This window comes from Hydrogenophaga sp., assembly GCF_031426985.1.
GTDB lineage: Bacteria > Pseudomonadota > Gammaproteobacteria > Burkholderiales > Burkholderiaceae_C > Hydrogenophaga.
In genome coordinates, this window is sequence record NZ_JASJOY010000181.1 from 1 (window position 1) to 26,999 (window position 26,999).

At 68.9% G+C, this 26,999-nt stretch carries 28 protein-coding genes and 2 pseudogenes; 16 read left to right on the plus strand and 14 right to left on the minus strand.

The features are described from left to right. From RMP09_RS19280 to RMP09_RS19290, 3 genes and pseudogenes are all read right to left on the minus strand, one after another. Positions 1-332: pseudogene (locus tag RMP09_RS19280) on the minus strand (sugar ABC transporter permease); the annotation flags it as partial. Beyond that, positions 329-1,399: an ABC transporter ATP-binding protein gene (locus RMP09_RS19285; protein ID WP_310567587.1), complete on the minus strand. Its 1,071-nt coding sequence runs from the start codon at positions 1,397-1,399 to the stop codon at positions 329-331. The gene RMP09_RS19285 and the pseudogene RMP09_RS19280, both read right to left, overlap by 4 nt. After that, entirely contained in the window at positions 1,396-2,481 is a 1,086-nt protein-coding gene (locus tag RMP09_RS19290) for an ABC transporter ATP-binding protein (RefSeq protein ID WP_310567588.1), read from the minus strand. Before RMP09_RS19290 ends, RMP09_RS19285 begins: the two co-directional genes overlap by 4 nt. Before the next feature lie 155 nt (positions 2,482-2,636). On the opposite strand from RMP09_RS19290, the gene RMP09_RS19295 reads away from it, so the two are divergent. The 3 genes from RMP09_RS19295 to proC are packed head-to-tail and all read left to right on the plus strand — an operon-like array spanning position 2,637 to position 5,803. Then, complete coding sequence (locus RMP09_RS19295) at positions 2,637-3,419, plus strand: DeoR/GlpR family DNA-binding transcription regulator (protein ID WP_310567589.1); 783 nt, start codon at positions 2,637-2,639, stop codon at positions 3,417-3,419. 33 nt (positions 3,420-3,452) lie between these two features. Beyond that, entirely contained in the window at positions 3,453-4,946 is a 1,494-nt protein-coding gene (gene glpK, locus RMP09_RS19300; RefSeq protein ID WP_310567590.1) for a glycerol kinase GlpK, read from the plus strand. Positions 4,947-4,975: 29 nt separating this feature from the next. Then, positions 4,976-5,803 carry a pyrroline-5-carboxylate reductase gene (gene proC, locus RMP09_RS19305; RefSeq protein ID WP_310567591.1) on the plus strand — a complete coding sequence of 276 codons (828 nt, stop codon included), beginning with the start codon at positions 4,976-4,978 and terminating at the stop codon, positions 5,801-5,803. Between the two features lies 1 nt (position 5,804). Here the strand turns inward: proC and ubiA are convergent, their stop codons facing one another. From ubiA to RMP09_RS19320, 3 genes are all read right to left on the minus strand, one after another. Further along, the gene (ubiA, locus tag RMP09_RS19310) at positions 5,805-6,662 is read right to left on the minus strand and encodes a 4-hydroxybenzoate octaprenyltransferase (RefSeq protein ID WP_310567592.1); all 858 of its coding nucleotides are present in this window, start codon (positions 6,660-6,662) and stop codon (positions 5,805-5,807) included. A gap of 82 nt (positions 6,663-6,744) precedes the next feature. After that, entirely contained in the window at positions 6,745-7,716 is a 972-nt protein-coding gene (locus RMP09_RS19315; protein ID WP_310567593.1) for a hydrogen peroxide-inducible genes activator, read from the minus strand. 117 nt (positions 7,717-7,833) lie between these two features. Continuing rightward, positions 7,834-10,092 (minus strand): ATP-dependent DNA helicase RecG, encoded by a 2,259-nt coding sequence (locus RMP09_RS19320; RefSeq protein WP_310567594.1) that lies wholly within the window; start codon positions 10,090-10,092, stop codon positions 7,834-7,836. A 69-nt stretch (positions 10,093-10,161) separates the two neighbouring features. Between RMP09_RS19320 and queA the strand changes: the two genes are divergently transcribed. From queA to RMP09_RS19340, 4 genes are read left to right on the plus strand one after another with little or no spacing between them, the layout of a single operon-like run. Continuing rightward, positions 10,162-11,265 (plus strand): tRNA preQ1(34) S-adenosylmethionine ribosyltransferase-isomerase QueA, encoded by a 1,104-nt coding sequence (queA, locus tag RMP09_RS19325; RefSeq protein WP_310567595.1) that lies wholly within the window; start codon positions 10,162-10,164, stop codon positions 11,263-11,265. Between the two features lie 9 nt (positions 11,266-11,274). Next, positions 11,275-12,399: a saccharopine dehydrogenase family protein gene (locus tag RMP09_RS19330; RefSeq protein WP_310567596.1), complete on the plus strand. Its 1,125-nt coding sequence runs from the start codon at positions 11,275-11,277 to the stop codon at positions 12,397-12,399. 5 nt (positions 12,400-12,404) lie between these two features. Next, on the plus strand, positions 12,405-12,776 hold the full coding sequence (locus RMP09_RS19335; RefSeq protein ID WP_310567597.1) for a DoxX-like family protein: 372 nt from the start codon (positions 12,405-12,407) through the stop codon (positions 12,774-12,776). After that, positions 12,773-13,261: a DUF2269 domain-containing protein gene (locus RMP09_RS19340; protein ID WP_310567598.1), complete on the plus strand. Its 489-nt coding sequence runs from the start codon at positions 12,773-12,775 to the stop codon at positions 13,259-13,261. Before RMP09_RS19335 ends, RMP09_RS19340 begins: the two co-directional genes overlap by 4 nt. A gap of 40 nt (positions 13,262-13,301) precedes the next feature. Here RMP09_RS19340 and RMP09_RS19345 read toward each other — a convergent pair whose 3' ends face one another. Next, positions 13,302-13,718 (minus strand): MerR family transcriptional regulator, encoded by a 417-nt coding sequence (locus RMP09_RS19345; RefSeq protein ID WP_310567599.1) that lies wholly within the window; start codon positions 13,716-13,718, stop codon positions 13,302-13,304. A gap of 76 nt (positions 13,719-13,794) precedes the next feature. On the opposite strand from RMP09_RS19345, the gene RMP09_RS19350 reads away from it, so the two are divergent. Then, a complete protein-coding gene (locus RMP09_RS19350) occupies positions 13,795-14,232 on the plus strand; it encodes a PaaI family thioesterase (protein ID WP_310567600.1) in 438 nt (145 codons plus the stop codon). A gap of 72 nt (positions 14,233-14,304) precedes the next feature. On the opposite strand, the gene RMP09_RS19355 is transcribed toward RMP09_RS19350, so the two are convergent. Genes RMP09_RS19355 through RMP09_RS19365 form a run of 3 tightly spaced genes read right to left on the minus strand, consistent with a single transcriptional unit; the run spans position 14,305 to position 16,423 of the window. After that, a complete protein-coding gene (locus RMP09_RS19355) occupies positions 14,305-14,616 on the minus strand; it encodes a non-heme iron oxygenase ferredoxin subunit (protein WP_310567601.1) in 312 nt (103 codons plus the stop codon). Positions 14,617-14,630: 14 nt separating this feature from the next. Further along, complete coding sequence (locus RMP09_RS19360; protein WP_310567602.1) at positions 14,631-15,122, minus strand: aromatic-ring-hydroxylating dioxygenase subunit beta; 492 nt, start codon at positions 15,120-15,122, stop codon at positions 14,631-14,633. Continuing rightward, positions 15,119-16,423: an aromatic ring-hydroxylating dioxygenase subunit alpha gene (locus RMP09_RS19365; RefSeq protein WP_310567603.1), complete on the minus strand. Its 1,305-nt coding sequence runs from the start codon at positions 16,421-16,423 to the stop codon at positions 15,119-15,121. The genes RMP09_RS19360 and RMP09_RS19365 overlap by 4 nt, the downstream gene beginning before the upstream one ends. A 107-nt stretch (positions 16,424-16,530) precedes the next feature. On the opposite strand from RMP09_RS19365, the gene RMP09_RS19370 reads away from it, so the two are divergent. From RMP09_RS19370 to RMP09_RS19395, 6 genes are all read left to right on the plus strand, one after another. Continuing rightward, positions 16,531-17,451, plus strand: a complete 921-nt coding sequence (locus tag RMP09_RS19370) for a LysR family transcriptional regulator (RefSeq protein WP_310567604.1) — start codon at positions 16,531-16,533, stop codon at positions 17,449-17,451. Between the two features lie 159 nt (positions 17,452-17,610). Then, positions 17,611-17,748: a hypothetical protein gene (locus RMP09_RS19375; RefSeq protein WP_310567605.1), complete on the plus strand. Its 138-nt coding sequence runs from the start codon at positions 17,611-17,613 to the stop codon at positions 17,746-17,748. 11 nt (positions 17,749-17,759) lie between these two features. Beyond that, positions 17,760-18,998: a hypothetical protein gene (locus tag RMP09_RS19380; RefSeq protein WP_310567606.1), complete on the plus strand. Its 1,239-nt coding sequence runs from the start codon at positions 17,760-17,762 to the stop codon at positions 18,996-18,998. Positions 18,999-19,134: 136 nt separating this feature from the next. Beyond that, entirely contained in the window at positions 19,135-19,524 is a 390-nt protein-coding gene (locus tag RMP09_RS19385; RefSeq protein ID WP_310567607.1) for a c-type cytochrome, read from the plus strand. A gap of 284 nt (positions 19,525-19,808) precedes the next feature. After that, complete coding sequence (tgt, locus tag RMP09_RS19390; protein WP_310567608.1) at positions 19,809-20,975, plus strand: tRNA guanosine(34) transglycosylase Tgt; 1,167 nt, start codon at positions 19,809-19,811, stop codon at positions 20,973-20,975. A 21-nt stretch (positions 20,976-20,996) separates the two neighbouring features. Next, positions 20,997-21,794, plus strand: a complete 798-nt coding sequence (locus RMP09_RS19395) for a distant relative of cell wall-associated hydrolase (RefSeq protein WP_310567609.1) — start codon at positions 20,997-20,999, stop codon at positions 21,792-21,794. A 294-nt stretch (positions 21,795-22,088) separates the two neighbouring features. Here the strand turns inward: RMP09_RS19395 and RMP09_RS19400 are convergent, their stop codons facing one another. Beyond that, positions 22,089-22,568, minus strand: a complete 480-nt coding sequence (locus tag RMP09_RS19400) for a hypothetical protein (RefSeq protein ID WP_310567610.1) — start codon at positions 22,566-22,568, stop codon at positions 22,089-22,091. A 183-nt stretch (positions 22,569-22,751) separates the two neighbouring features. On the opposite strand from RMP09_RS19400, the gene RMP09_RS19405 reads away from it, so the two are divergent. Both RMP09_RS19405 and RMP09_RS19410 read left to right on the plus strand, forming a co-directional pair. After that, on the plus strand, positions 22,752-23,936 hold the full coding sequence (locus RMP09_RS19405) for an MFS transporter (protein ID WP_310567611.1): 1,185 nt from the start codon (positions 22,752-22,754) through the stop codon (positions 23,934-23,936). Between the two features lie 45 nt (positions 23,937-23,981). Continuing rightward, complete coding sequence (locus RMP09_RS19410) at positions 23,982-24,875, plus strand: hypothetical protein (RefSeq protein ID WP_310567612.1); 894 nt, start codon at positions 23,982-23,984, stop codon at positions 24,873-24,875. Positions 24,876-24,884: 9 nt separating this feature from the next. On the opposite strand, the gene RMP09_RS19415 is transcribed toward RMP09_RS19410, so the two are convergent. From RMP09_RS19415 to RMP09_RS19425, 3 genes and pseudogenes are all read right to left on the minus strand, one after another. Next, positions 24,885-25,346: a YiaA/YiaB family inner membrane protein gene (locus tag RMP09_RS19415; protein WP_310567613.1), complete on the minus strand. Its 462-nt coding sequence runs from the start codon at positions 25,344-25,346 to the stop codon at positions 24,885-24,887. A 52-nt stretch (positions 25,347-25,398) separates the two neighbouring features. Then, complete coding sequence (locus RMP09_RS19420) at positions 25,399-26,610, minus strand: toxic anion resistance protein (RefSeq protein WP_310567614.1); 1,212 nt, start codon at positions 26,608-26,610, stop codon at positions 25,399-25,401. A 188-nt stretch (positions 26,611-26,798) separates the two neighbouring features. After that, positions 26,799-26,999 (minus strand): annotated as a pseudogene (locus RMP09_RS19425) (serine endopeptidase); the annotation flags it as partial.

The following is a 26,999-nucleotide window of genomic DNA, read 5'->3' on the forward strand; positions in this document are numbered from 1 at the left end:
GACAGCGCCACGATCACCAGCGTGGCCGAGGCCTTCCAGCCCGCGGCCGGCATGGCCAGTGCCAGCGCGATGCCCAGCGGGATCTCCACCGCCAGCACGGCCATGGAGAACTTCAGCTGGTTCCACAGCGCGGCGTGCAGGTCCTCGTCGCGCATGACGCTGGCGAACCATTCGGTGCCGACGAAGACGCGGCGCTCGGGCGAGATGATGTCCTGCACCGAGTAGTTCACCACCGTCATCAACGGCAGGATGGCCGAGAAGGCCACGCAGATGAACACGGGCAGGATCAGGAACCAGGCTTTCTGGTTGACGGGTTTGGTCGTGACGCTCATGAGACGAGCTCCTCGTTCTTGTAATAGCAGGTGTGGTCCCCCAGCACCTGCAGGCCCACGGCGTCGCCCACGGCGGGCAGTTGCGCGTCGGGGGCCAGCCGGGCCTTCACCGCCTGCCCGGCCGCGTCGACCGTCACCAGCAGGTAGGTGCCGATGTCCTGCACCCGCGTCACGCGGCCCGGCAGGGTGCCGGGCGCGCCCTCGGGCGCCAGTTCCAGGTACTCGGGGCGGATGCCCAGGCGCAGCGCGCCCTCGGGCAGTTCGCGCGGCGCGGCCAGCGCCAGCGCGCCGAAGCGCAGCTGACCGGCCTGCGCCGTCACCTCGACCAGGTTCATGCCCGGCGAGCCGATGAAGTGGCCGACGAAGGTGTGCGCGGGCCGCTCGAACAGCGCGTCGGGTGTGCCCAGCTGCACCACCTTGCCGCGCGTCATGACCACCACCTGGTCGGCGAAGGTCAGGGCCTCGACCTGGTCGTGCGTGACGTAGATCAGCGTGAGCTTGAGCTCGTGGTGGATCTGCTTGAGCTTGCGCCGCAGCTGCCACTTCAGGTGCGGGTCGATCACCGTGAGCGGCTCGTCGAACAGCACGGCCGACACGTCGGGCCGCACCAGACCGCGGCCCAGCGAGATCTTCTGCTTCTGGTCGGCCGAGAGGCCGGCGGCGCGCATGTCCAGCTGGTGGCTCATCTCCAGCATCTCGGCAATCTGGCCGACGCGGACCTTGATCTGGTCGGCCGGCACCCGGCGGTTCTTCAGCGGAAAGGCCAGGTTCTCGGCCACCGTCATGGTGTCGTAGATGACCGGGAACTGGAACACCTGCGCGATGTTGCGCTGCTGCGGCGTGGCGCGCGTCATGTCCTGGCCATCGAACTTCACCGTGCCGTGCGAGGGCACCAGCAGGCCCGACATGATGTTGAGCATGGTCGTCTTGCCGCAGCCCGAGGGGCCGAGCAGCGCGTAGGCGCCACCGTCCTCGAAGCTCATCTTCAGCGGCAGCAGCGCGTAGTCGCTGTCGTCCTTCGGGTTCGGCTTGTACGAATGGGCGAGGTCGAGGTCTATGCGGCTCATGGAGTGACCCTCCCGCGAGCGGCCGGCGCCAGCAACAGCGCGCCGGCCTGGTCGAACAGATAGACCTGGGACGGGTGCATGTGCAGCGACAGCGACGCGCCCAGCCCGAATTCGTGCACGCCGGGCAGCTGGGCCACCAGTTCGCCCACCGCGGTGGCCACGTGCACGAAGGTGTCCGAGCCCGAAATTTCCGCCAGCTCCACCACGCCCGCCAGCGCCAGATCGCCCTCGCGGACCCGCTCGCGCAGCGCGCCGGCGCGGATGCCCAGCGTCACCGAGCGCGAAGCGCCGGGCGGCACCACCAGCGGCAGGACCAGCCCGCCCGGCAGCCGCACCCCGCCTTCGGCCAGCTCGCCTTCGATCAGGTTCATCGGCGGATCGCTGAAGGCGCGCGCCACGCGGATCGACTGCGGGCGGTGGAACACCTCGGCCGTCGGCCCGTACTGCAGCAGTTCGCCCGCGTCCATCACCGCGGTGTAGCCGCCCAGCAGCAGGGCCTCGCCCGGCTCGGTGGTGGCATAGACCACGGTGGAGTCGCCGGCGGAAAACAGCGCCGACAGCTCCTCGCGCAATTCCTCGCGCAGCTTGTAGTCCAGGTTCACCAGCGGCTCGTCCAGCAGCATCAGGGGCGCGTTCTTGGCCAGCGCCCGCGCCAGGGCCACGCGCTGCTGCTGTCCGCCCGACAGCTCGGCCGGCAGGCGGTCCAGAAAAACCTCGATGTGCAGCCGCGCCGCCAGCTCGCGCACCCGCTGGTCGATCTCGGCCCGCGGCCGACCGCCCAGCTTGAGCGGCGAGGCGATATTGTCGAACACCGTCATCGAGGGGTAGTTGATGAACTGCTGGTAGACCATGGCGACATTGCGTTCGCGCACCGGCATGCCGGTCACCGGCCGGCCATCGACCAGCACCTCGCCCGTGCTGGGCACATCCAGCCCCGCCATGATGCGCATCAGGCTGGTCTTGCCGGCCTGCGTCGCGCCCAGCAGCACCGTGACGGCGCCCGGGGTGGGAGAAAGGCTCATGGGGTAGAGGTGGACCGAGGGCCCGACCGTCTTGCCCACGCGCTCCAGAGTCAGTTGCATGCGTTGTCCAGGATGGGGCCGCGAAGCCCGGTTGCTTTCGTTTTGCGGATTTTATTGTTCGTTTATGTTCTTTTTGATTCGGTATTTACCCTTGGTGGGCCGAATCGGTTTTCCGTTATGTTCGGTTCCATGCAAACGCCCGACCCGTTGCTCCCATGAACCTGTCACCCCGACACACCGAAATGCTGGCCGTGGTGCGCGACCACGGCCCCCAGAGCATCGAAGCCCTGGCCGAACGCTTCGGCGTCACCCTGCAGACCGTGCGCCGCGACGTGCAGCGCCTGGCCGAGGCCGGCCTGCTCTCGCGCTTTCACGGCGGCGTGCGCCTGCCCGGCTCCACCACCGAAAACATCGCCTACCGGCAGCGCCAGGCGATGCAGTCCGAAAGCAAGGCGGGCATCGCGCGCGCGATCGCCCGGCGCGTGCCCGACGGCTGTTCGCTGATCCTGAACATCGGCACCACCATCGAAGCGGTGGCGCGCGAGCTGCTGCAGCACCGCGGCCTGCGCGTGATCACCAACAACCTGCACGTGGCCGCGCTGCTGAGCGCCAACCCCGACTGCGAGGTCATCGTCGCGGGCGGCCAGGTGCGCCCGGGCGACCAGGGCATCGTGGGCGAGGCGACGGTGGACTTCATGCGCCAGTTCAAGGTCGACATCGGCCTGATCGGCATCAGCGGCATCGAGGCCGACGGCACGCTGCGCGACTTCGACTACCGCGAGGTGAAGGTCGCGCGCACCATCATCGAACAGTCGCGCGAGGTCTGGCTGGCGGCCGACCACAGCAAGTTCAACCGGCCGGCGATGGTCGAACTGGCCCGCCTCGACGACATCGACGTGGTGTTCACCGACGCCCCACCGCCCCATCCCTTCAACAGCCTGCTGGCCCAGGGCCACGTGGAATGCGTGGTTGCCGGCCAGGCGCCCGAGGCCTCCTGACCTCCGTCCTCCCCTTCTTTTGCCGAGTCCCCCATGAGTTACCTGCTGGCCCTGGACCAGGGCACCTCCAGTTCGCGCAGCATCGTCTTTGATCACGACGGCCACGTGGTCGCGATGGCGCAGCGCGAGTTCCGCCAGATCTACCCGCAGCCCGGCTGGGTCGAACACGACCCGCGCGACCTCTGGACCACGCAGCTGGAGACCGCGCGCGAGGCGCTGACCCAGGCCGGCCTGAAAGCGGCCGACATCCGCGCCGTGGGCATCACCAACCAGCGCGAGACCACCGTGGTGTGGAATCGCACAACCGGCGAGCCGGTCTACAACGCCATCGTCTGGCAAGACCGGCGCGCCGAAGCCACCTGCGTGGCGCTGCGTGAGCGCGGGTTGAGCGACACTGTGCTGCAGAAGACCGGCCTGCGCATCGACGCCTACTTCTCGGGCACCAAGCTGCAGTGGATCCTGGACCACGTGCCCGGCGCGCGCGCCCAGGCCGAGGCGGGTGAACTGGCCTTTGGCACGGTCGACAGCTGGCTGATCTGGCAGCTCACCGGCGGCGCGGCCCACGTCACCGACCACAGCAACGCCGCGCGCACCATGCTGTTCAACGTGCACACCCAGCGCTGGGACGACGAACTGCTGGCGGCCATGCAGATACCGGCGGCCATGATGCCGACCGCCCTGCCCTCCAGCGCCCACTTCGGCGAGGTGCGGCCCGAATGGCTGGGCGCACCGCTGGTGATCGGCGGCGTGGCCGGCGACCAGCAGAGCGCGCTGTTCGGCCAGGCCTGCTTCTCGGCCGGCATGGCCAAGAACACCTACGGCACCGGCTGCTTCATGCTGATGCACAACGGCGAGCGCTTCCAGACCAGCCAGAACGGCCTGATCACGACCGCCGCCGCGCAGCCGCCCGGACTTCCCCAATATGCCTTCGAGGGCAGCGTGTTCATCGGCGGCGCCGTGGTCCAGTGGCTGCGCGACGGCCTGCGCGCCATCCCCTCCAGCAGCGAGGTGCAGGCGCTGGCCGAAAGCGTGCCCGACGCCGGCGGCGTGATCATGGTCCCCGCCTTCACCGGCCTCGGCGCGCCCTACTGGCAGCCCGAGAGCCGCGGCGCCATCGTCGGCCTCACGCGCGGCAGCACCATCGCCCACATCGCGCGCGCGGCTCTGGAAAGCATCGCCTTCCAGAGCGCCGCCTTGCTCGACGCCATGAGCCGCGACGCCGTGGCCAGCGGCGGCGTGCCGGTGGCCGAGCTGCGCGTCGATGGCGGCGCCTGCGTCAACGACCTGCTGATGCAGATCCAGGCCGACCTGCTGGGCATCCCGGTGGTGCGGCCCGCCGTGATCGAAACCACCGCGCTGGGCGCGGCCTACCTCGCGGGTCTGCAGTGCGGCGTCTACGCCGGGCTGGACGAACTCTCGAAGCAGTGGCGCGCCGAGCGCGTGTTCCACCCCACCTTGTCGCGCGAACGCGCCGCCGAGAAGATGGCCGAATGGGAGCACGCGGTCAGGCAGACCACCGCGCCCTGAGCGCTCCGCGCCTCGGGGACAATGGCGGCATGAACACGTCCACCCACCCCCTCATCACCTTCATCGGCGGCGGCAACATGGCCAGCGCCATCATCGGCGGCCTGGTCCGCCAGGGCCATGCGGCAAGCCACCTGCAGGTGGTCGAGCCCTGGGACGAGCAGCGCGCCAAGCTGGCGCAGCAGTTCCCGGGCATGACCATCGTGTCCGCCGCCAGCGCCGATCTGCAACCATCCGACTTGGTGGTCTGGGCCGTCAAACCGCAGACCTTCAAAGACGCCGCCGCCGCAGCCAGCCCTTTTGTCGCCGGCGCGCTGCACCTGAGCGTGGCCGCCGGCATCACCAGCGAGAGCATCGCCGCCTGGCTGGGCACCGAACGCATCGTGCGCGCCATGCCCAACACGCCGGCCCTGGTCGGCCTGGGCATGACCGGCCTGATGGCGCGCGCTGCCGTCTCGGCAGACAACAAGGCGCTGGTTGAACAGGTGGTGCGCACCACCGGCGAGCTGGTGTGGGTGAAGGTGGAAGCGGACCTCGACGCCGTGACCGCGCTCTCGGGGTCGGGCCCGGCCTACGTGTTCTATTTCCTCGAAGCCATGCGCGACGCGGGCGCCCGCATGGGCCTGGAACCCGAGGTGGCGCAGCAACTCGCCATCGGCACCTTCCTGGGCGCCGCCACCCTGGCCCAGCGCTCCAGCGACCCGCTGCAGACCCTGCGCGAGCGCGTCACCTCCAAGGGGGGCACGACCTACGCGGCCATCACGTCGATGGAGGCCTCGGACATGAAGGCGCTGTTCGAGAAGGCCCTGGTTGCAGCGCAAACCCGCGCCGCGGAACTGGGTCAGGAGTTCGGCAAGTAAGTCAGCGCAGGGCAATGCCGGCCACCACACCGGCAAACACCGTGAAGCCCAGCCAGTGGTTCAGGCGGAAGGCCTTGAAGCAGCCGTCGCGCGTGCGGTCTTTGATGAGCCGCCAGTGCCAGGCCACCTGGGCCAGCGCCACCGCCAGCATGGCGCCCCAGACCACGGGGTTCACCTGGCCCCAGAGCACAGCCGTCCAGAGGCCCAGGAACACCAGGTAGAACGCCGTCACGGCCGGCACGTCGGCGTCGCCCAGCGTGATGGCCGAGGTCTTCATGCCGATGCGCAGGTCGTCGTCGCGGTCGACCATGGCGTATTCGGTGTCGTAGGCCAGCACCCAGAACAGGTTGCCGGCCATCAGCGCCCAGGCCTGCCAGGGCACGTTCTCGGTCACCGCGGCAAACGCCATCGGGATGCCGAAGCTGAAGGCCACGCCCAGCACCGCCTGCGGCATGGAGACGTGGCGCTTGGCGTAGGGGTAGACCAGCGACAGCACCAGCCCGAGCACCGACCAGGCGATGGTCGCGGTGTTGGTGGTCAGCACCAGCAGAAAGGCCACGAAGGCGAGCACGGCACCGACCAGCAGCGCTTCTTTCACGCCCACGCGGCCGCTGGTCACCGGGCGCTGTGCCGTGCGCTTGACGTGTTTGTCGAACTCGCGGTCGGCCACGTCGTTGACGCAGCAGCCCGCGCTGCGCATGAGGATGGTGCCGGCCACGAACACCGCCAGCAGGTGCAGCCCCGGATAGCCCTGCGCGGCGATCCACAGCGCCGACAGCGAAGGCCAGAGCAGCAGCAGCCAGCCGGCGGGGCGGTTCCAGCGGATCAGGTCGAGGTAGAGGGGCAGGCGATCAAACACGGCAGGCACTCGGCAGGTCGGTGGAAACGGACGCCGCACACGCCGCAGAACCGGCGCTGCGGGACGGCGCAGGGGGTGTCATTCAGGACAGGCGCCGCACGCCGGGCAGTTCGCAGGCGTAGATGGCGTTGCGCAGCTCGGCGATGGCCGCGTAGCGCGTGAAACTGCGGCGCCAGGCCAGCACCACGCGGCGCGTGGGCGGGTCTCCGTCGAACGGCAGGTAGCGCACAAAGGCCTCGTCGTCCCGGTCGCGATCGCGGTCGCGGGCGGCGTCCGCCGTGCCCTCGATGGCCGAGCGCGGCACCGACAGGCGCGGCACCAGGGTCACGCCCATGCCGGCGGCCACCATGTGCTTGATGGTCTCCAGCGACGAGCCTTCGAAGCTCTTGCGGATGCCTTCGGTGTCGTTGGAAAACCGCGCGAACTCGGGGCAGACCTCCAGCACGTGGTCGCGGAAGCAGTGCCCCGTGCCCAGCAGCAGCATGGTCTCGCTCTTGATCTCTTCGGTGGTGATGGCCTTGCGCTGCGCCAGCGGGTGGCTGGACGGGACCGCCGCCATGAAGGGTTCGTCGTACAGCGGCGCGATGGCCAGGTTGGTGTCCGGGAAGGGTTCGGCCAGCACAGCGCAGTCGATCTCGCCCAGGCGCAGCTGTTCCAGCAGCTTGACGGTGAAGTTCTCCTGCAGCATCAGCGGCATCTGCGGCGTGCGCTCGATGACCTGGCGCACCAGGTTGGGCAGCAGGTAGGGGCCGATGGTGTAAATGACCCCCAGGCGCAGGGGGCCGGCCAGCGGGTCCTTGCCGCGCTTGGCGATTTCCTTGATGGCCGCCGCCTGCTCCAGAACGGTCTGGGCCTGGCGCACGATCTCTTCGCCCAGCGGCGTGACGGCGATCTCGCTGGCGTTGCGCTCGAAGATCTTGAGTTCGAGCTCCTCTTCCAGCTTCTTGATCGCCACCGACAGCGTGGGCTGCGAGACGAAGCAGGCCTCGGCCGCCTTGCCAAAGTGGCGCTCGCGCGCCACGGCCACGATGTATTTGAGTTCCGTCAGGGTCATGGCGCGATGGTACCCCCCGCGCCGCCTGCGGCGTCACCCCCCAGGGGGCGGCACTGGCGGCCCGGCGAAGCCGGTTCCGCGGTGCCCTGGACAAATTTCCCCTCCGGCGCGGGGGGGTCAAGCCTTCAGATATTCAGCCTTGGTACCTAGCCAGCGGCCCACGTGCCGCTCGGCGGCTTCGGGGAAGCGGGTCAGCATCTCGGCCGCCGCGGTGCGCGCCCATTCCAGCAGGTGCGTGTCGGTGGCCAGGTCGGCAAAACGCAGCAGCGCCGCACCGGACTGGCGGGCGCCGAGGAACTCGCCGGGCCCGCGGATCTCCAGGTCGCGGCGGGCGATCTCGAAGCCGTCGTTGGTCTCGGCCATGGCCTTGAGGCGCTCGCGCGCGGTCTCGCCCAGCCGGCCGCCTTCGTTGGGCGTGTACATGAGCACGCAGGCCGAGGCAGCGGCGCCGCGCCCCACGCGACCGCGCAACTGGTGCAGCTGCGAGAGACCAAAACGCTCGGCGTGTTCGATCACCATCAGCGAAGCGTTGGGCACGTCCACCCCCACCTCGATCACCGTGGTCGAGACCAGCACGCCCATCTGGCCGCCACTGAACAGGCCCATCACCGCCTTCTTCTCGGCCACCGGCATGCGCGAGTGCAGCAGGCCGACCAGAACAGGCGCCCCCCCCTGCGCCGCTGGCGCGGCTTCCCCCCTCTCTGTCGCGCCTTCGGCGCTGGGAGGGGGAACGCGCCCTTGGGCCGGCAGAGCCGGACCCTCTGGTGCCTTGGAGAGGGACAGGTCTCGCCGGAAAGGCGCATGAGATCCATTGAGCGCCGCGCTGAGTTCCGCATGGGTTTCGGTCGCGTTCGACAGGTCGATCGCCTCGCTCTCCTCGATCAACGGGCAGACCCAGTAAACCTGCCGGCCCTCGCTCACCTGGGCGTGGATGCGTTCGATCACCTCGTGGCGGCGGCTGTCGGACACCACCTTGGTCACGATGGGCGTGCGCCCGGGCGGCAGCTCGTCGATGGTGGACACGTCGAGGTCGGCGTAGTAGCTCATCGCCAGCGTTCTGGGAATCGGGGTCGCGCTCATCATCAGCAGATGCGGCTCACCCGCGCCCAGCTCGGCGCCCCCCATCTTGGAACGCAGCGCCAGCCGCTGCGCCACGCCAAAGCGGTGCTGCTCGTCGATGATGGCCAGCGCCAGGTTCTGGAACTGCACCTGGTCCTGGATCACGGCGTGCGTGCCCACCACCAGCGCCGCCTCACCGCTGGCGATGAGCGCCAGCATCTCGCCGCGCTGCTTTTTCTTCTGGCTGCCGGTGAGCCAGGCCACGCGCTTGCCCAGCGGCGCCAGCAAGGGCTCCAGCCAGCCGATGAGCTTGGCGAAGTGCTGCTCGGCCAGGATTTCCGTCGGCGCCATCAGCGCGCACTGCCAGCCGCTGTCCATGGCGATCGCCGCGGCCAGCGCGGCCACCACCGTCTTGCCCGAGCCCACGTCGCCCTGCAGCAGGCGGTGCATGGGCACCTGCCGCGCCAGGTCGCGCGCGATCTCTTCGCCCACGCGGCGCTGCGCGGCCGTCAGCGCAAACGGCAGCACGGCCAGCAGCTGTTCGTGCAGACCGCCGGCCTGGGTCGTCAGGGCCGGCGCCCGCAGGGCATCGCGCTCGCGCTTGGCGGTCAGTTGCGAGAGCTGCTGGGCCAGCAGCTCCTCGGCCTTCAGCCGCTGCCAGGCCGGGTGGCTGCGGTCTTCCAGCGCCGCCAGGGACACATCCGGCCCCGGGTGGTGCAGGTATTCCAGCGCCTGGCGCAGCGACAGCAGCGGCGCGCGCAGCCCGCGCAGGGTCTCCTGCAACGAGGTCAGCACCGCCTGCGGCAAGGTCTCGCTCAGGTCGGCGCGTTTGAGCCCCGACACCACCGCCTTGCGCAGGTAGGCCTGGGGCAGCTGGGCGCTGGTCGGGTAGACCGGGGTCAGCGCCTCGGGCAAGTCGCCGCCGGCCGCGTGGAAGGCCGGGTGCATCATGGTTTTGCCCATGAAGCCGCCGCGCACCTCGCCCCGCACGCGCACCCGCGCACCCACGGCCAGGGTTTTCTGGTGCGCCGGGTAGAAGCTGAAGAAGCGCAGGGTGCAGGTGTCGCTGCCGTCGTCCAACGTCACCAGCAGCTGGCGGCGCGGGCGGTAGGTGATGTCCTGCTGCGTGACCACCCCCTCGACCTGCACCACTGCGCCGTCGCGCGCCTCGCGCAGGGGGACGATGCGGGTTTCGTCCTCGTAGCGCAGCGGCAGGTGCAGCGCCAAGTCGATGTCGCGCACCAGGCCGAGCTTGTGCATCGCCTTCTGCGGCGCAGAGAGTTCCTTGCGGGGGGCGGCGGACGGGGCGTCGGGCATGGGACAATTCTGCCTGTATTTCCATCCATATCTTCACTTGGAACGGGCCCCGTCCGGCCCTCAAGCAGCATGACCTCTTCTTCGTCTTCTCCGGCACGCACCTTCACCGTCGCCGACTTCGATTTCACCCTCCCCGAAGCCCTGATCGCCCAGCACCCGGCCGCCGAACGCAGCGCCTCGCGCCTGCTCGACGGCACAGGGCCGCAGCCGGTGGACCGCATCTTCCGCGAGCTGCCCGGCCTGTTGCGCAGCGGCGACCTGCTGGTGTTCAACGACACGCAGGTGGTCAAGGCGCGCCTCTTCGGCGAGAAAGCCAGCGGCGGCAAGTTCGAGATTCTGGTCGAGCGTGTGCTGCTGCCGCACGAGGCGCTGGACGGTTCGGGGCAGGAAGTGGTGGCGCACATCCGCGTGAGCAAGAAGCCGCAGCCCGGCGGCCTGCTGCACCTGGCCGGCGGTTTGAAAAGCGGCGGCTTCGATGCGGTCTTCATCGGCCGCTGGCCCGACGAGCAGGGGCAGCTGTTCCGCCTGCGCCTGCAGGGCCCCGCGGGCGAAACGCCCTACGAGCTGATGGCGCGCCACGGTCACGTGCCCCTGCCGCCCTACATCACCCACACGGACGACGCCGACGACGAGCGCCGCTACCAGACCGTGTTCGCGCGCGTGCCCGGCGCCGTGGCCGCGCCCACCGCCGCGCTGCATTTCGACGAAGGCGTGCTGGCCGCGCTGGCAGCACGCGGCGTGCAGCGCGCCAATGTGACCCTGCACGTGGGCGCCGGCACCTTCGCGCCGATGAAGACCGAGCGCATCGAAGAGCACGTGATGCACCACGAGCGCTACGCCATCCCGCCCGAGACTGTGCAAGCGATCGCCGACTGCCGCGCGCGCGGCGGCCGCGTGGTGGCGGTGGGAACGACCACGGTGCGCACACTGGAGAGCTGGGCACGCAGTGGCGAAGTGCAAGGCGACACCAACATCTTCATCACGCCGGGCTTCCAGTTCCGCGTGGTGAATGTGCTGGTCACCAACTTCCACCTGCCCAAGAGCACGCTGATGATGCTGGTCAGCGCGTTTGCAGGTTACGAGCACGTGATGGCGCTCTACCGCCACGCGGTGGCGCAGGGCTACCGCTTCTTCAGCTACGGGGATGCGATGCTGCTGGAGCGGCGCCCGTAAGATCGGTCCATGCACTTGTCCCGCACCGATTCGCCGCTCAAAGTGCTCGTGCTGGGCGGCTATGGCAACTTTGGCGCCCGCATCGTCAAGGCCCTCGCAAACGACCCAGCCATTTGCCTGTTGATCGGTGGACGGAACGAAGCCCGGGCGACAGCGATGGTCCGAGAAATCGGGTCCAACGCCGCAGCCATGGTGGTCGACGCCAGCGATGCGCAGCTGGCCGGGCGGCTGAGGGCGCAACACGTTGATCTGGTGATCCACACCGCCGGGCCGTTTCAGGCGCAAGGCTACGCAGTGGCCGAGGCTTGTGCCGACGCGGGCGCGCACTACATCGACCTCGCAGACGGCCGCCGCTTCGTGTGCGACTTCCCTGCCGCCATGCAGGCGCGGTTCGTGCAAGCGCAGCGTTGCGCCATCAGCGGTGCGAGCACCGTTCCCGCACTATCGTCGGCGGTGGTGGACCATCTCGCAAAAGGCTGGCAGGCCATTCACCGCATCGACATCTGCATCGCCCCGGCCCAGACGGCCCCGCGCGGTGTCGCCACGCTGGAGGCCGTGCTCAGCTACTGCGGCGCGCCGATCGACATCTGGCGCGACGGACGCTGGCAACAAGCCCTCGGCTGGGCCCGCCCCGGCCCGGTGCGGTTTCCGCGCATGAAACCGCGGCGCGCCGCGCTGTGCGACATCCCGGACCTGGAGCTGTTTCCCGCCCACTACCAGGTGACCGACACGGTGACGTTCCTCGCCGCGCTGGAGGTGCCACTCTCGCAAACCGCCTTCGCCTGGCTGGCGGCTATGCGCCGCTGGCGACTGCTGCCACGCCCCCAAGCCTTGGCGCCCTGGCTGCTGCGCGGGGCGCCGCTGTTCGATCGCTGGGGCAGCGCGCTGGGAGGCATGTATGTGCAAGTGACCGGGCAAGGCCCCTCTGGCCAGCAGGTCAGCGCGCGCTGGGACATCGCGGCCGACCTGGACCACGGCCCCGAGATCCCCTGCATGGCTGCCATCCTGCTGGCGCGGCGCCTCGCGCGTGGCAACGGACCGCCACCCGGCGCCCACACAGCCACCAGCCTGCTGCCACTGGAAGCATTCGCGCCCGAATTCGCCCGCTGGGGCATGGTCACCGACACCGCCTGAAAACCATGCCGAGCCCGGAACTTCGCTGGCTGCGTCTCAGCCTGGTCTTTGTCTGGTTGTGGACGGCATTCGCCTCGCTGTGGGAATGGAACGGACGCAGCCTGGCGCTGCTGGCCGCGCTGCCCGATACCTGGCCAGGGTTGAAACATGCGCTGATTGGGGCCGGTGCCGCCACCGATGCGCTGCTGGGTGTGTGGCTGTGGTGGCGCCCGGGGCGGCCGGCCTACAGCACAGCGCTGCTCGTCATGGGCATCATGACGGCGCTCGCCACCGCCATCGATCCGGGCTGGTGGTTGCACCCACTCGGACCGCTGAGCAAGAACCTACCCATCGCCGCGGCACTGCTGGTGCTGTGGAGTCTTGACTCGCGCGCATGAACACCTATCTGCTGTTGAAAACCCTGCACATCGTCTCCAGCGTGTTGCTGGTCGGCACCGGGCTGGGCACAGCCTTCTTCATGTTCTTCACCAACCGCAGCGGGAGTCTGGCCGCGCAGACCGTGGTGTCGCGGTTGGTGGTGCGCGCAGACCTCTGGTTCACCACGCCAGCGGTCATCGTCCAGCCCATCACGGGCATCGCGATGGCGCATCTGGCGGGCTGGCCGCTGAGCACGCCTTGGATTGCTTGGTCGCTGATGTTGTATGTCTTGACCGGCGCCTTCTGGCTACCGGTCGTGTGGCTGCAACTGCAGATGGCACGGATGGCCGCCATCGCCGCTGCGGCGGGTAGCGATGTACCCCCACGCTATTGGCGTTTTACCCGTTGGTGGGAGGCACTGGGTTATCCGGCTTTTGTCGCCATGCTCGCCGTGTTCTGGCTGATGGTCATGAAACCGGATCTGCCCATGCCCTGGGTGATCTGAAGCCTGGATCACGCCAAGTTCAGGAACACCCGCCCACTCGTCAGCGCTGGCGCTTCGACCGCTCGGAAAGCGTGAACGGATTCTTCGGCTCCCTGCGCCGCGCGAAGGTGGCCTTGCGGCGCGTCAGCCACCGCACATGCTGCACCAGTCGCCGCCGCAGCGCTCGCTGTTCCGCCAGGGCCGCATCCACCTCCGCGATGCGCTCTTCCATGAACGCCTTCATGTCGTCGAAAGACAGCGTGCCCGCCCGGTAACGAGGCAGTACCTCGGCCACGCGCTCCAGCGAGAAACCCAGGTCGCGGCTCATCGCGATGAAGATGGCCTCGCGCACCGCACCGCTGGCGAAGTCGCGGTGCCCCGACGGCGAGCGCCCAGCCTGCAACAACCCCAGCGTTTCGTAGCGCCGCAACCGATGCACCGAAACATTGGACAGGCGGGCGAGTTCGGAAATTTTCATGAAGGCAAGTATGGCGATCCTCGCTCAATGCGAGCTTTTGTAGGCTGGTGATTCCTTCTTCATCCTGGAGCCACAGATGACTTCGCTTGACCACCTTCGCGACACCATTCTCGCCATGCCGATCGCAGCCACGCTGCAATTGCGCTTCGTCCAGTTGGCGCCCGGCCATGTCGAGATCGAAATGCCGATCCTGCCTTCCCTCTGTTTTCGCCAAGGCCAGCTGCAGGCGACGGCCATCTTTGCCATTGCCGACTTCGCAGCCGTCGCGGCCGCTGCCACTCTGCTGCCTTCGGGGGGCAGCAACGCCACCATCGATGGCACCGTCAAGCTGTTCGCGCCCGCGCGTGGCACCCACCTGCGGGCGATCGGCCGGGTGGTGGACCAAGGCCGGCAGTTGAGCGTTTGTGCGGCCGAGGTTTATGCGATCGACGGTGAGGAGAGGACACACTGCGCCACCCTGCTGGCCACCGCCAGAAACCATCTGCCTTCGACATTGGGACCGGCTCCGGCATAGCCCACCACATAGGCGATCGGCGCTCGCCGTATCTTCTGCGAGCCCGCCCGTTGAATGCAGACACTGCCGAATTCAAGCCAGGTTGAGATACACTCGCCCGCCCTCCACCTTCACCGGCCAAACCTTGATGGCTTCGGTGCAGGGAGCGAACGTTGGCGCACCGCTGCGCAGGTCGAAGCGGCCCTGGTGGAAGGGGCACTCGATCTCGTGGCCTTCCACAAAGCCGTCGCACAGCTTCGCATTGCCATGCGTGCAGACGTTGTCGGTGGCGAACACCTCGCCGTCCACCGCAAACAGCGCAATGTCGCGCCCGCCCGGCGCCACCGGAATGCCGGCGCCTTCAAACAGATCGGCCTCGGCGGCCACGTCGGTCCAATTGCTCATGAGTTCCGCCCTGTTCAGATGGGATAGATGATCGAGTTCGGGATCATTTCGCTGTCGTAGATGCAGTGGCGTTGCGCGAACCGGAACCCGTCAGGCGTGTTCACAACGATGTCCAGATAGCGGCCCACGTTGAACACGCTGCTGGCGCCGTCGAGCTTGGTGCGGAACACCGCGTAGTTGGCTTCGCAGTGCCAGCGGCCTTGCGCGTCCACCGCGCGCACCACGGGCGCACCCACCACATGGCGCTGGTAATACGGGTCGTGGAACAGCGTCTCCTGGATGCCGTAGACGCGGTCACGCAACATGGCCTGGCTGTCGAACGCCAGCGTCGAGAGAGGGAAGCCGCGCTCATGGTTCTCGCGCGGTTGCAGCTTGTAGCCGCCGTCGGCGGTGAAGAAGTCAGGCCACAGTTCCCACTGGCCGCTGTCCACCGCCGAGGCGTAGTCGCTGTAGAGCTGCTGCAAGGCCTGCCAGGTGTCGAAATCCACTTTGACCAATGCGCTCATGTCGAAGCCTCCTGCGCGGCAGACGGCTCAGGGCATTCCATCACCTTGCGCCAGTACTCGTACATGCCGCGGATCAGCGTCTCGGTCACCATGTGATCGGTCTCACCCACCTCGCGCCCGCCCAGTTCGGCCAGCGCGCGGTGCTGCGGCTTGCTGTCGAAGGCCTGCTGCGAAAACTCGATCACCTCGCCGTCGTCGGCGCTCACGAAACCGGCCGGACCGAACAGGTTGGCCTGGCGCAGGCGGCGCTCGGTCATATCGGGCGTGTCGTCTTCAAAGCCGAAGTGGGTCCAGACGAAGTCGAAGGCGCCATGGCCGTCGGGCTGGATGTGGCGTGTGCTCACGCTGTTGACCTGCTGCTGGAAGATCACGCTCGGAAAGAGCGTCGTCATGACCGCCGTCGGCATCTGTTCACCCAGCTGCCACCAGGGCTCGGGCACGATATCCAGAAAGCGCTTGTCCTCCAATTCCATCGCCGCCTTGAAGCTCGACACCTGGGTCACCTGTGCCGCCTGGCCGCTGGCCTGGCCCATGCTGCCGCGGGTGGAGACCATGGCCGCGTGGCGGTGGTGCGCGTCCATGCGCAGCTCGCTCTTGTTGTCGGCGCGCCAGAGGCCGAAAGTGACGAACCAGGTGTGCAGCAGGCCCGGGTGGTAGGGGTCCTTGATGTTCTCCTGCATCAGCTTCCAGTTGCCGGGGATGCGCTGGCGGTTGTAGCCCAGGATGGTCAGCTGCCGGCCGTTGAACAGGCGGTCGAAGTAGCGCAGGATGGTCGGGCCCATGTAGTCTTCGAGCGACTCGACATCGTGATCGAAGGACGCGAACACCACGCCGCCGCGCACCGCGACTTTCAGCGTGGTCAGCGCGTGGTCCTTGGGGTTGAAGTCGGCCGGCATGCCGCCGTTGACCTTGCCGTCCTGACGCACGCCGCGGCGGAACGGCACGCCCTGCAGGTCACCGTTGGGCGCGTAGCTCCACTGGTGGTAGGGGCAGACGAACTCGGTGGCGTTGCCGTGGCGCTTGCGGCAGAAGCGCATGCCCCGGTGGGCGCAGACGTTCTCCACCACGTGGATCTGGCCGTCGGCCGCGCGGGTCATGATGACCGAGCGCTCGCCGACCACGGTGCGCTTGAAGTCGCCGGCGTTGGGGATCTCGGCCTCCAGGCCCACGTAGCACCAGTGGCCCTTGTAAAAGAAGCGGTCGAGCTCGCGCTGGTGGCGCTGCTCGTCGGTGTAGACGGCGAAAGGGATGCGGCTGGTGCCGCCGCCTTCCCAGTGCAGGGCGTCGGGGGATGCGGACATGGCGGTCTCCGGGGGTGTTCTTGTGGACCGCATGATCGCGGCCCACCCCAGAACCGGCAATCCCGTGGCGGTGATACGCTGTATTCACCACATGAATGTGATGGGCCATGAAGCTTCACGAATTCGACCTCAATCTGCTGCTCGTGTTCGACCGCCTGGTGCAGGACGGCCGCGTCTCCCGCGTGGCCGAATCGCTGGGCCTGAGCCAGCCCGCGGTGAGCAACGCGCTGCGCCGGCTGCGCGACGCGCTGGGCGACGAGCTCTTCGTGCGCACGCCCGCGGGCATGGCGCCCACGCCGTACGCGCAGCAGCTCGCCGGCCCGGTGGCGCAGGCGCTGCAGGGGCTGCAGGGCGCGCTCAACGTGCAGGCGTCCTTCGAACCCGCGCGCAGCGAGCGCTGCTTCACCCTGGCCATGACCGACGTGGGCGAGCTCTATTTCCTGCCCGATCTCATGGACGCGCTGGCGCACGAGGCCCCTGGCATCACCCTGCGCAGCCTGCCGGTGGCCGACACCGGCTTGCGCGAACAGATGGCCGCCGGGCGGGTGGACCTGGCCCTGGGCCCGCTGCCACAGCTGCAGGGCGGTTTTTTCCAGCAGGCGCTGTTCCGCCAGCGCTATGTGGCGCTGATGCGCGCCGGCCACCCGCTGGCCGGCAGCACTGCGCTGAGCGCCGCGCGCTACCGCCAGGCCGCCCATGTGCGGGTGGTCTCGGCCGGCACGGCCCACGGTCAGGTGGACGAGGCGCTGCAGCGCCTGGGCGTGGCGCGCCGGGTGCAGCTGACGGTGCCGCACTACGTGGCCCTGGGGCAGGTGCTCGCCCGCACCGATCTGGTGGCCACCGTGCCCGAACGGCTGGCCGAACGCCTGGCCGGGCCGCACGACCTGGTGAGCCGGCCGCTGGGCCTGAAACTGCCCACCAGCACCATTGCGCAGCTCTGGCACGCCCACCTGCACCGCGACCCCGGCCACCAGTGGCTGCGCGCCCTGGTGGCCCAGCGCTTCGGTGCCGGCGCCCAGGCGCCCTGAGCTGGGCCGGGGCCGACGCGTGGACGATCCGCCATGCCGGCGTGCCAAGCGGCACACATTTGCATACCTTTGTTGTCTTTTTTTAAGATCATTGCCCCAACATGCGGACAAAATGCGGTCCTTTGCTCAACACATCACACGGGTGCTTCTGTGGTCGAAATGCTGCTCCGTCTGGGTCTGGCCCTGGTCCTCTCGCTGGGACTGGCCATCCTGTTCGCCTGGGGTTGGGACCGCTCGGAGCCCTCACCGGCGCTCGCGCCCGTGTTCGCCGCCAGCCCCCTGATCCCCGCGCGCTGATCGCCCGCCTGGTGCGGGCCGCGCTCGCCCTGGCCGCGCTGGCCGGCACCTGGGGACCCGTCGCGGCCGCCACCCCGCACGCCTACGCCACCCGCGGCCTGTGCGCGGGCCATCCGCGCGTCGATCTGCGGGTGCCCACCGGCTGGTGCGCGGGGCTGGTGGCCAGCGCCGCGCAGGGGCTGCAGATGCCGCGCCGCCTGCTGGAGGTGGCACCCCACCGGTTCTGGATCGTGGACATGGGCAGCTGGGAACCGCGCCGCGGCCGCCTGCTGGAACTGCGCACCGACACGCAACCGCCCACCCTGCGCACCCTGGTCAGCGGGCTGGACCGCCCGCACGGCCTGGCGCGCGGCCCCGATGGACGGGTCTACGTGGGCGAGGCCGGCACCGTCTGGCGCACCCCGGTGGCCGACGCGGTGCGGCGCGAGGACGTGGTCACCGGCCTGCCGGCCGACGGCGCCCACCCGCTCAAGGAACTGGCCTTTGGCGGCGGTGGGCAACTCTTCATCAACGTGGGCTCGGCCACCGACGCCTGCCGCGACGACCAGCAGCAACAGCCCCTGCCCTGCCCGGAAACCGGCGGGCCGCGGCCGCGCGCCGCGGTGTACCGGGCCGTGCTGGGTGGCCCGAACCACACCCTGCAGTCGCTGCAGCCGCACGCCTTGGGCCTGCGCAACTCGCTGGGGCTGGCGGTGGTCCGCAGCGCCAGAGGTGCCGAACGGCTGTGGCAGGCCGAAAACTCGGTCGACTACCCCGACGCCCAGGCCCCCGCCGAAGAACTCAACGCGCTGGTCGCGGGCTCGCAACACGGCTGGCCCGGCTGCGTGAGCGATGCGAAAGGCCGCAGCGTGGTCGCCCGCGGTTACGAAGGCCGTGCCGGTTGCGGCGCCCCCCAGCGCGCACCCCACCAGGCCTGGCCGGCCCACGTGGCGCCACTGCAACTGCTGGCCGTGCCGCCGGCCGGCGCCGGGCAGCGCGCCACCCCCTGGAGCGGCCACCTGCTGGCCGTGTGGCACGGCTACCGCGCGGGCGGCCAGCGCATCGTGGGCTGGCGGCTGGGTGCCGACGGTGCGCCTCAGGGCCCGCGCCAGGACATCGTCAGCGGCTGGCAGGCCCGCCCCGGCGTGCGGCCGCTGGGCACGCCGGCCGGCGCCACGGTGGACCACCTGGGCCGCCTCTGGGTGGTGGAAGACCGCAACCGCACCGTGCTGGTCGTGGCGCCGCTGACGGCGGCCGGTGCGGCGCGCTGACCACAGCGCGGCAGCGCCCGTCGGCCCGGCTGTCGCACTTTGCGACGGGCTCTGGCGGTCTTGACAAAGATCAAATGCGCGGTCGGCGCCGCTGCTAGCCTGACTTCATTCACCACAAACCCACGGAGATCGCCCCATGAAACGCCACACCCTGCTGCTCGCATCGGCCTTGCTGGCCACCACCGCCTGGGCCGGCCCGGCCGACGACGCAGCGGCCATCCAGCTCGCCACCAACGCCGGCTGCATGACCTGCCACCACATCGAACCGGGCGCCAAAGGCCCGGGCGGCCTGGCCCCCATTGGCCCGGCCTGGCGCGACGTCGCCGCCAAATACAAGAGCGTCAAGGGCGCGCAGCAGCAGCTGACCGCCACGGTCATGGCCGGCTCCAGCCCGTACGAGAGCCACTGGAAGGGCAAGGTCAGCGGCCTGTCCATGCCGCCGAACAAGGTGGCCATCACCGAAGTCGACGCCGCCAAGCTGGTGTCGTGGATCCTGGCGCTGGAACCGGCGTCCAAGCCCCTCTGAGCAACGGGCCCTCACGCTCCGTCGCTGCGCGGCTCGCTGCCCCCAACGGGGGCTGACCTGCCTTGGGGCGGCCCGGCGGCAGGTGTAAAGGGCCCCCACGCTCCGCCACTGCGCGGCTCGCTGCCCCCCAACGGGGGCTGACCTGCCTTGGGGCGGCCCGGCGGCAGGTGTAAAGTGCCCCCACGCTCCGCCGCTGCGCGGGTCGCTGCCCCCCAACGGGGGCTGACCTGCCTTGGGGCGGCCCGGCGGCAGGTCGGCCGCCTTGCTCGGCGACAATCGCCGGCATGCTCCAGTTCGACGTTCTCAAGACCGAAGGCCACGCACGCCGTGGCCGCCTCACCCTCAACCACGGCGTGGTTGAGACCCCCATCTTCATGCCCGTGGGCACCTACGGCACGGTCAAGGGCGTCATGCCCGCCAGCCTGGAAGACATGGGCGCCCAGATCATCCTGGGCAACACCTTCCACCTCTGGATGCGGCCCGGCCGCGAGGTCATGGCCAGCTTCGGCGGCCTGCACGCCTTCGAGCAGTGGCACAAGCCCATCCTCACCGACTCGGGCGGTTTCCAGGTCTGGAGCCTGGGCGCGATGCGCAAGATCACCGAAGAGGGCGTGACCTTCGCTTCGCCCGTCAACGGCGACAAGCTGTTCATGTCGCCCGAGGTGAGCATGCAGATCCAGACCGGGCTCAACAGCGACATCGTCATGCAGCTGGACGAGTGCACGCCCTACGAGACCAACGGCCATCTGACCACCGAGGCCGAAGCGCGCAAGAGCATGGAGATGAGCCGGCGCTGGGCCGTGCGCTCCCAGGCCGAATTCGCCCGGCTGGAGAACCCCAACGCGCTGTTCGGCATCGTGCAGGGCGGCATGTTCGAGCACCTGCGCCAGGAGTCGCTGGAAGCGCTGGTGGAGATGGACTTCCCCGGCTACGCCATCGGCGGCGTGAGCGTGGGCGAACCCAAAGAACAGATGCTGCAGATCATGGCGCACACGCCGCACCGCCTGCCCGCCCACAAGCCCCGCTACCTCATGGGCGTGGGCACGCCGGAGGACCTGGTGCAGGGCGTGGCCGACGGCGTGGACATGTTCGACTGCGTCATGCCCACGCGCAACGCGCGCAACGGCACGCTGTTCACCCGCTTCGGCGACCTGAAGATCCGCAACGCGCGCCACAAGACCGACCACCAGCCGCTGGACGCGACCTGCACCTGCTACGCCTGCGCGGGCAAGGCGGGCGTGAGCTGGGCCGACGGCGGACGCGACGGCTTTTCCCGCGCCTACCTGCACCACCTGGACCGCTGCGGCGAAATGCTCGGCCCCATGCTCAGCACCATCCACAACCTGCACTACTACCTGAACCTGATGCAGGACGTGCGCAACGCGCTGGACGCCGACCGCTTCGAGGCCTTCCGCCAGCAGTTCAAGGCCGACCGCGCGCGCGGCGTCTGACCCCCACCGACCGGAGCCCCCATGCCGCTGATCGCCCGCACGCTGATGCTGATGGCCCTGATTGCCGGCCTGGCCGGCTGCGCCAGCCGCGTGGACCCGATGGCCCTCACCGAGGGCCAGTCGCCGGTGCGGCTGCAGAACCGCCTGCTGCTCACCCCGGCCAACGGTGGCCAGCGCATCGCCCCGGCCGACCTGAAGGCGGGCGACATCATCCTGTCCAACACCGCGGGCATCGTGTCCATGGGCATCCGGGCGCTGACGGTGGCGCCCGTGAGCCACGCCTCGCTCTACCTCGGCGACGACCGCGTGGCCGAAGCCGTGGGCGCGGGCGTGCGCATCCGTTCCACGGCCGACTTCATGGCCGACGAATCGACCGTCGTCGCCTTCCGCCACCCCGGCCTGAAACCCGAACACGCCGAGGCGATGCGCCGCTTCGCCGGCCAGCACGACGGCAAGAAATACAACACCTTCGGCATCGTGCTGCAGGCGCCCTTCACCCTGCAGCGCCAGTACTGCGAACTGCCGCTGATCCCGGGCCTGGTGCGCGACTTCTGCATCCGCGGCCTGGCGGCCATCCAGCTCGGCGCGGCGCGCAACGACCGTTTCTTCTGCTCGCAGTTCGTGCTGGAGGCCTATCAGCAGGCCCAGCTGCCGCTGACCAGCGCCGACCCGCTGCTCGTCAGCCCGGCCGACCTGCTGCACATGCGCGAAGGCGACGTGCCCTCGGTGCGCACCGAACAGGCCCTGCAGTACGTCGGCCACCTCAAGGCCGGACCGGCGGCGGTGGAAACCGAGGTCGCAGCCCGCCAACCGGACTGACACTCAAGAGCAACGCTGCGCCCCTCGCAGCGCCGACGCGTGGGGGCTCAGACGGGCCAGCCGCCGGACCGTCCCAAGGCAGGCCCAGCCCCCGAGGGGCTTTGCGCCGCGGCTCCGGACGTGCCTGCGCACGTCTGGACGGCGCAAAGTGACGCTGACTCTGGCAGCGTCCTGCTCAGCGACCCGCGTCAGCGGTGGAGCGTGGGGGCTCAACGACCGCAGCGAAGGGCCGCCCCGAGCAAGGTCAGCCCCCTCGGGGGGCAGCGACCCGCGTCAGCGGCGGAGCGTGGGGGCTCAATTCCCCACGTGCATCGTGAACACCGCGCCGTTGTTCAGGCGGCAGCTGCCCGTGCCCAGCGTGGCCGAGTTCATCGAATACTGGCAGCTGAGAAAACCGCCGCGGTTGCCGGCGCCATTGGCCACGCCTTCGCGTGAAGAACCGGCCTTGCGCGTGGCCTCGCCCACGAAGCTCTCGCCGTTGATGTGGGCGTTGAAGGTGCCGCGGCCGTGCAGGTCGTTGGTGACGGTGGCGTTGATGACGCCGTAGCCGCTGGCCAGTTCGTTGGCCGGGTAGAGCCGGGCCGGAAAGCTGACCGGCAGCGCGGGGGCCGGCGCCACCACCGGGGCGCCGCTGGGCACCGCCGCGGGCTGGCCGGTGCGCGGGTCGATGGGCACCACATAACAGCCGGCCAGGCCGGCGACCACGGCGGCCAGCCCCAGGGCGGCGATGCCGCGCTGCACAGCAGCACGACGGGAAACGGAAACGGGTTGCATACGGACTTTCAGGGCCCCAGCACATGCTGGTGGCGCCATGGTGCGCAGCCCGGGTGAAGCAGTACCGTTCTGCGTGCAAAGAATCGTGAAGCGAAGCCACGGGTATCGCAGCGTGATGCCAGCGGCAGGGCCGGATCGGCTGCGCGACTACCGGCGCCGCGCCCCAGCCGCTAGAGTGTGCCCATGACCCAGGCCCCTGTCCCCCGCCACATCCTGCCCGTGCTGGTGCTCGCCCAGTTCGCCGGCACCTCGCTCTGGTTCGCGGTCAACGCCGTCATGCCCGACCTGCAGCGCGAGCTGGGCTGGCCCGCCAGCGCCGTGGGGCCGCTGACCTCGGCGCTGCAGTTCGGCTTCATCGTCGGCACGCTGGTGTTCGCCCTGCTCGCCATCGCCGACCGCTTTGCGCCGCGCCGCGTGTTCCTGGTCTGTGCGCTCGCGGGCGCGGGCTGCACCGTGGGCGCCTGGGCCATGGTCACGCATTACGAGGCCCTGCTGGCCTGGCGCTTTCTCACGGGCGTGTTCCTGGCCGGCATCTACCCGGTGGGCATGAAGATCGCCGCGCAGTGGTACACGCGCGGCCTGGGCGCGGCGCTGGGCCTGCTGATCGGCGCGCTGGTGCTGGGCTCGGCCAGCGCCCACGCGCTGCGCGCGCTCAGCGGCAGCCTGCCCTGGCCCACCCTCATGCTGGGCGTGGCCGCGTTGGCGGCGGCGGGCGGGTTGCTGTTGTTCTTCGGCACCGGCGATCCACCCGGTGCGGTGGCCCGCGTGACCACCCTGCAGTGGCGCGCGCTGGGCACGCTGTGGACCGACGGCCGCGTGCGCGCCTCGGTGCTCGGCTACTTCGGCCACATGTGGGAGCTGTACACCATGTGGGTGATGGTGCCGCTGGTGCTGGCCACCCGCCTGAGCGGGACGGAGCTGTCGTGGGCCGCGTTCTGGGTGCTGGGTGCGGGGCTGATCGGCTGCGCGGGCGGCGGCTGGCTGGCGCTGCGCTGGGGCAGTGCGCGCGTGGCCACGCTGCAGCTGGCCACCAGCGGGCTCTGCTGCCTGGCCACGCCCTTCGCGCTGGATGCGCCGGCGCCGCTGTTCTACGGCTGGCTGCTGCTGTGGGGCACCACCGTCTCGGGCGACTCGCCGCAGTTCTCCACCCTCACCGCGCGCAACGCGCCACCGCAGGCTGTGGGCAGCGTGCTCACGCTCACCAACAGCATCGGCTTCGGCATCTCCATCGTGAGCATCCTGCTGTTCGTCTCGCTGGCGCAGACCGTGCGCCTGGAGGCGCTGCTGCCCTGGCTGGCGGTGGGGCCGGCGCTGGGGCTGTGGGCCATGGCGCGGCTGGTGCGCGAGGAATCGACGGCCGCCGCTTGAGGCCCCTCCCGGGCGCTGCTGCCAACGCAGCCAGGCGCCCATGGGTTGCGCCTGCGCCCCAAGCCGGCATCGAGCAAGCGCCGTTCAGCGGGCACAATCCTGGCCAAACATGCCACCTCCATCCACCCGATGAATCCGTCCGACGAAGAGCCGCGAGTGATCAGCGCCGATGGCCCCATCAACCGGCGCACCGCACTGATCGAACAACGCCGACGGGAAGCGGCCGACCTCCCGGCCCACCCCGAGGTGCGCGAACGCGTCTTGCGCATCCACCTGCGCAACGCCATGGGCGCCCCTCTCGCGGAACAACTGGCCCCTGAACGGACGGGCACACAACAGGCCCCCAGCGGTCTGCTCATCGGTGCTGGCGTGCTGGTGGCCTGCGGCACCGTCCTGGGGCTGCTGGGCGTCATACAGTCTTCGGGCCTGACGATTCTGGGCGGCGCGGCGATCGCGGTGCTGGGCCTGGCGGGCATGGTCTGGGCGCGGCGCCAGGCAGGTCAAGCCACCCAGGCCGCGCCCGCGCAACCGCTCTTTGATCCCGCGACACTCGATGCATTTGACCGGGTGCTTGAAGACGCCTCAAACGACCTGGGCGAGGTGGCCCTCCAAAGACTCACGGCAATCAAAGAGTCCGTTGTCCGCATCGCCATCCACGCAAAAGGCGTGGACGAGCACTTCACCAACGAAGACCGGATGTACCTGCGCGAATGCCTGCGCCGCTACGTGCCCGACACCCTGGAGGCCTTTCTGCGCGTGCCTGCAGCGCAGCGGCAGAGCCCCCTGCTGGACGGTCAGGCGTCGGCCGAAACCACCATGCTGCGTCAGCTCTCCTCACTGCATGAAGAAGTGACCCAGCGCGAAAAGAAAATCGGCCGCAGTGCGGCCGAAGGTCTGATGAAACAGGACCGCTTCCTGGCGTCCAAGCGGTCCCGTTGAGCGCGAGCGTCAGACCGGGTCTTTTTGCGCCCCGGCTTCACGAGCGTCCGCCACACGGCGCGCCAGCAGGTCGGCTTCCTGCGCGTCGCGCACCGTCTTAGACAGCGTGAAGGTCGAACTCACCAGGAACAGCCAGCTCACCAGCATGTAGTACTTCTGCCAGATGTCGATCTGCATGCGCCAGAGGCCCCAGCCGGTCAGCAACACCGCGGCGGCAAAAGCGATCCACACAGCCATCACCCATTGCGAGGTGTCGACCTGGCCGTCGCGGTTGTCGCGCTGCGTCTTGGCCACAGCGAAGGTGGCGAACAGACAGAAGAACATGCCGATGGCCAGGAAGGCGCGATCCAGGTCCTGCCCGGGCATCTGGACCACCCCCAGCCCGGCGCACAGCACCGACAGACCAAAAGCGACACGGACTTGAAGGCGCCAGGCGCGGGTGTCGCGCTGCATGATGTAACGGGTTGCCATTTGAAACTCCTTGATTGAAAAAGTGGGGAAAGGTTGCCGGCTCGGTCAGGCATCAAAGCTTGACGGGGCCACTGAGCTGCTCGCTGGTGGCCGAGCGGGCCTGCTGCATGCGCACTTTGTCGATGTACTGCTCGGACCGTTTGATCTCGGCCGCAATGATCTGGTTGTTCTGTCCCATCACCGCAATGGACTTGGAGCGGAAGTCGTCCATCGCGTCCATGGCCTTGAAGGTCTGGTCAAACATTTCCTTGAGCTTCTCGATGCCCACCATCGGGTCCTGCGCAAACTGCGTGGTCTTGTCGACGTGGGTGTTGAGCTGGCGTCCGGTCTCGGCGATCAGGTTCTCGATCGTGCTGTTGACGCCCGAGAGCATCTCCATCACCTTGATCTGGTTGCCGGTGGCCCGAGCCACCGTCTGCGCCACCGCCAGCGCGCTCATGCCGGTGGTGGCCACGCGGCTGCAGCCGTTCATCATTTCGCGGCCGGTCTTCTTGAGCACGTCCAGCGCCAGATAGCCGTTGGTGCACACCGCCTGCTGGGTCAGCATGTCCTGCAGGTTCTGACGCGCATAAAACAGCACCTCCTGCTCCAGCGATTTGGCACGCTGCGGATCGGTGGCCTTGAGTGCCTCCACCTTCGAATGCAGTTTGGTGTCGAGCGACTCGGCGAACTTGATGGCACCCGCCAGCTTCTGCATCGCGTCCCACAGCTTGGTGCGCGTCGCTTCGATCTCCACCACGTCGCGCTGCATGTCGTCGCGCGCCGAATACAGCTGCTCCATGCTCTTTTGCAGCTGCCCCCCCGCGCTCTGGAACTTGCGGAAGTAGGTCTGCAGGCGGTTGCCAAACGGAATGAAGCCCAGCAGTTTCTGGGGCTGGAAGAGGTCCCCGTCTTTGCCCGGGTTGAGCGCGTCCAGCTGGCCGCGCATGTCCTGGATCGCCTTGAACGCCTGGCTGCTCTCCATGCCGATGAAGTTGCGTTCCATGAAGCGCCCCTGCATCAGGCTGGCCGCCACAGAGACCTCTTCACGCCCCAGCGCGAAGGCACTGTCGAGCTTGGCGCGAAAGCTCTCGCTCTGCAGGTCCTCGTTCAACAGGCTCGCGACGAACCGGTCCACCTGGTCTTCCACCGCGCTGGACACCGCAGGCGACAACGGCACCGCCGTCTTCGCCACATCCTGCCCCACCGGTTCAATGACCTCGGGCGGCGTCAACTGAAAGCCCGCCGTTTTGGTCGCCCCCGTGGCGGTGCTCGTTTCATCCATGGCCATATGGCTCTCCTCCCTCAAAAAAATTGCTGAACGCGTCCCTGGGTCCTGGCCCCGGCGCCACCTGTTCGATCTTCATGCCGTTAAGCGAAAAGAATTATTACCGGAGCGATCACACGCCCCACTGATTCAAAAGTGTGAGCTTGTGCCCGAGTGAACCCACAGTCGCCATTTCTGGTGCCGCCTCATCCGACCAAAGCCGACGGCTCGCCGACAGTCGGCGCATCGGCCGCCGTGCCGCACGAGAAGCAGTACCGCGCAAACGCGTTCTTGCGCGTGTGGCAGTGGCCGCAGTGGTCGAACAGGCACAGGCCGCAGTGCGGGCAGAAATCGGTCTTGCCGTCTTTCATGTCCACCGTGCGCTCGCAGCCCGGGCAGATGTTCTT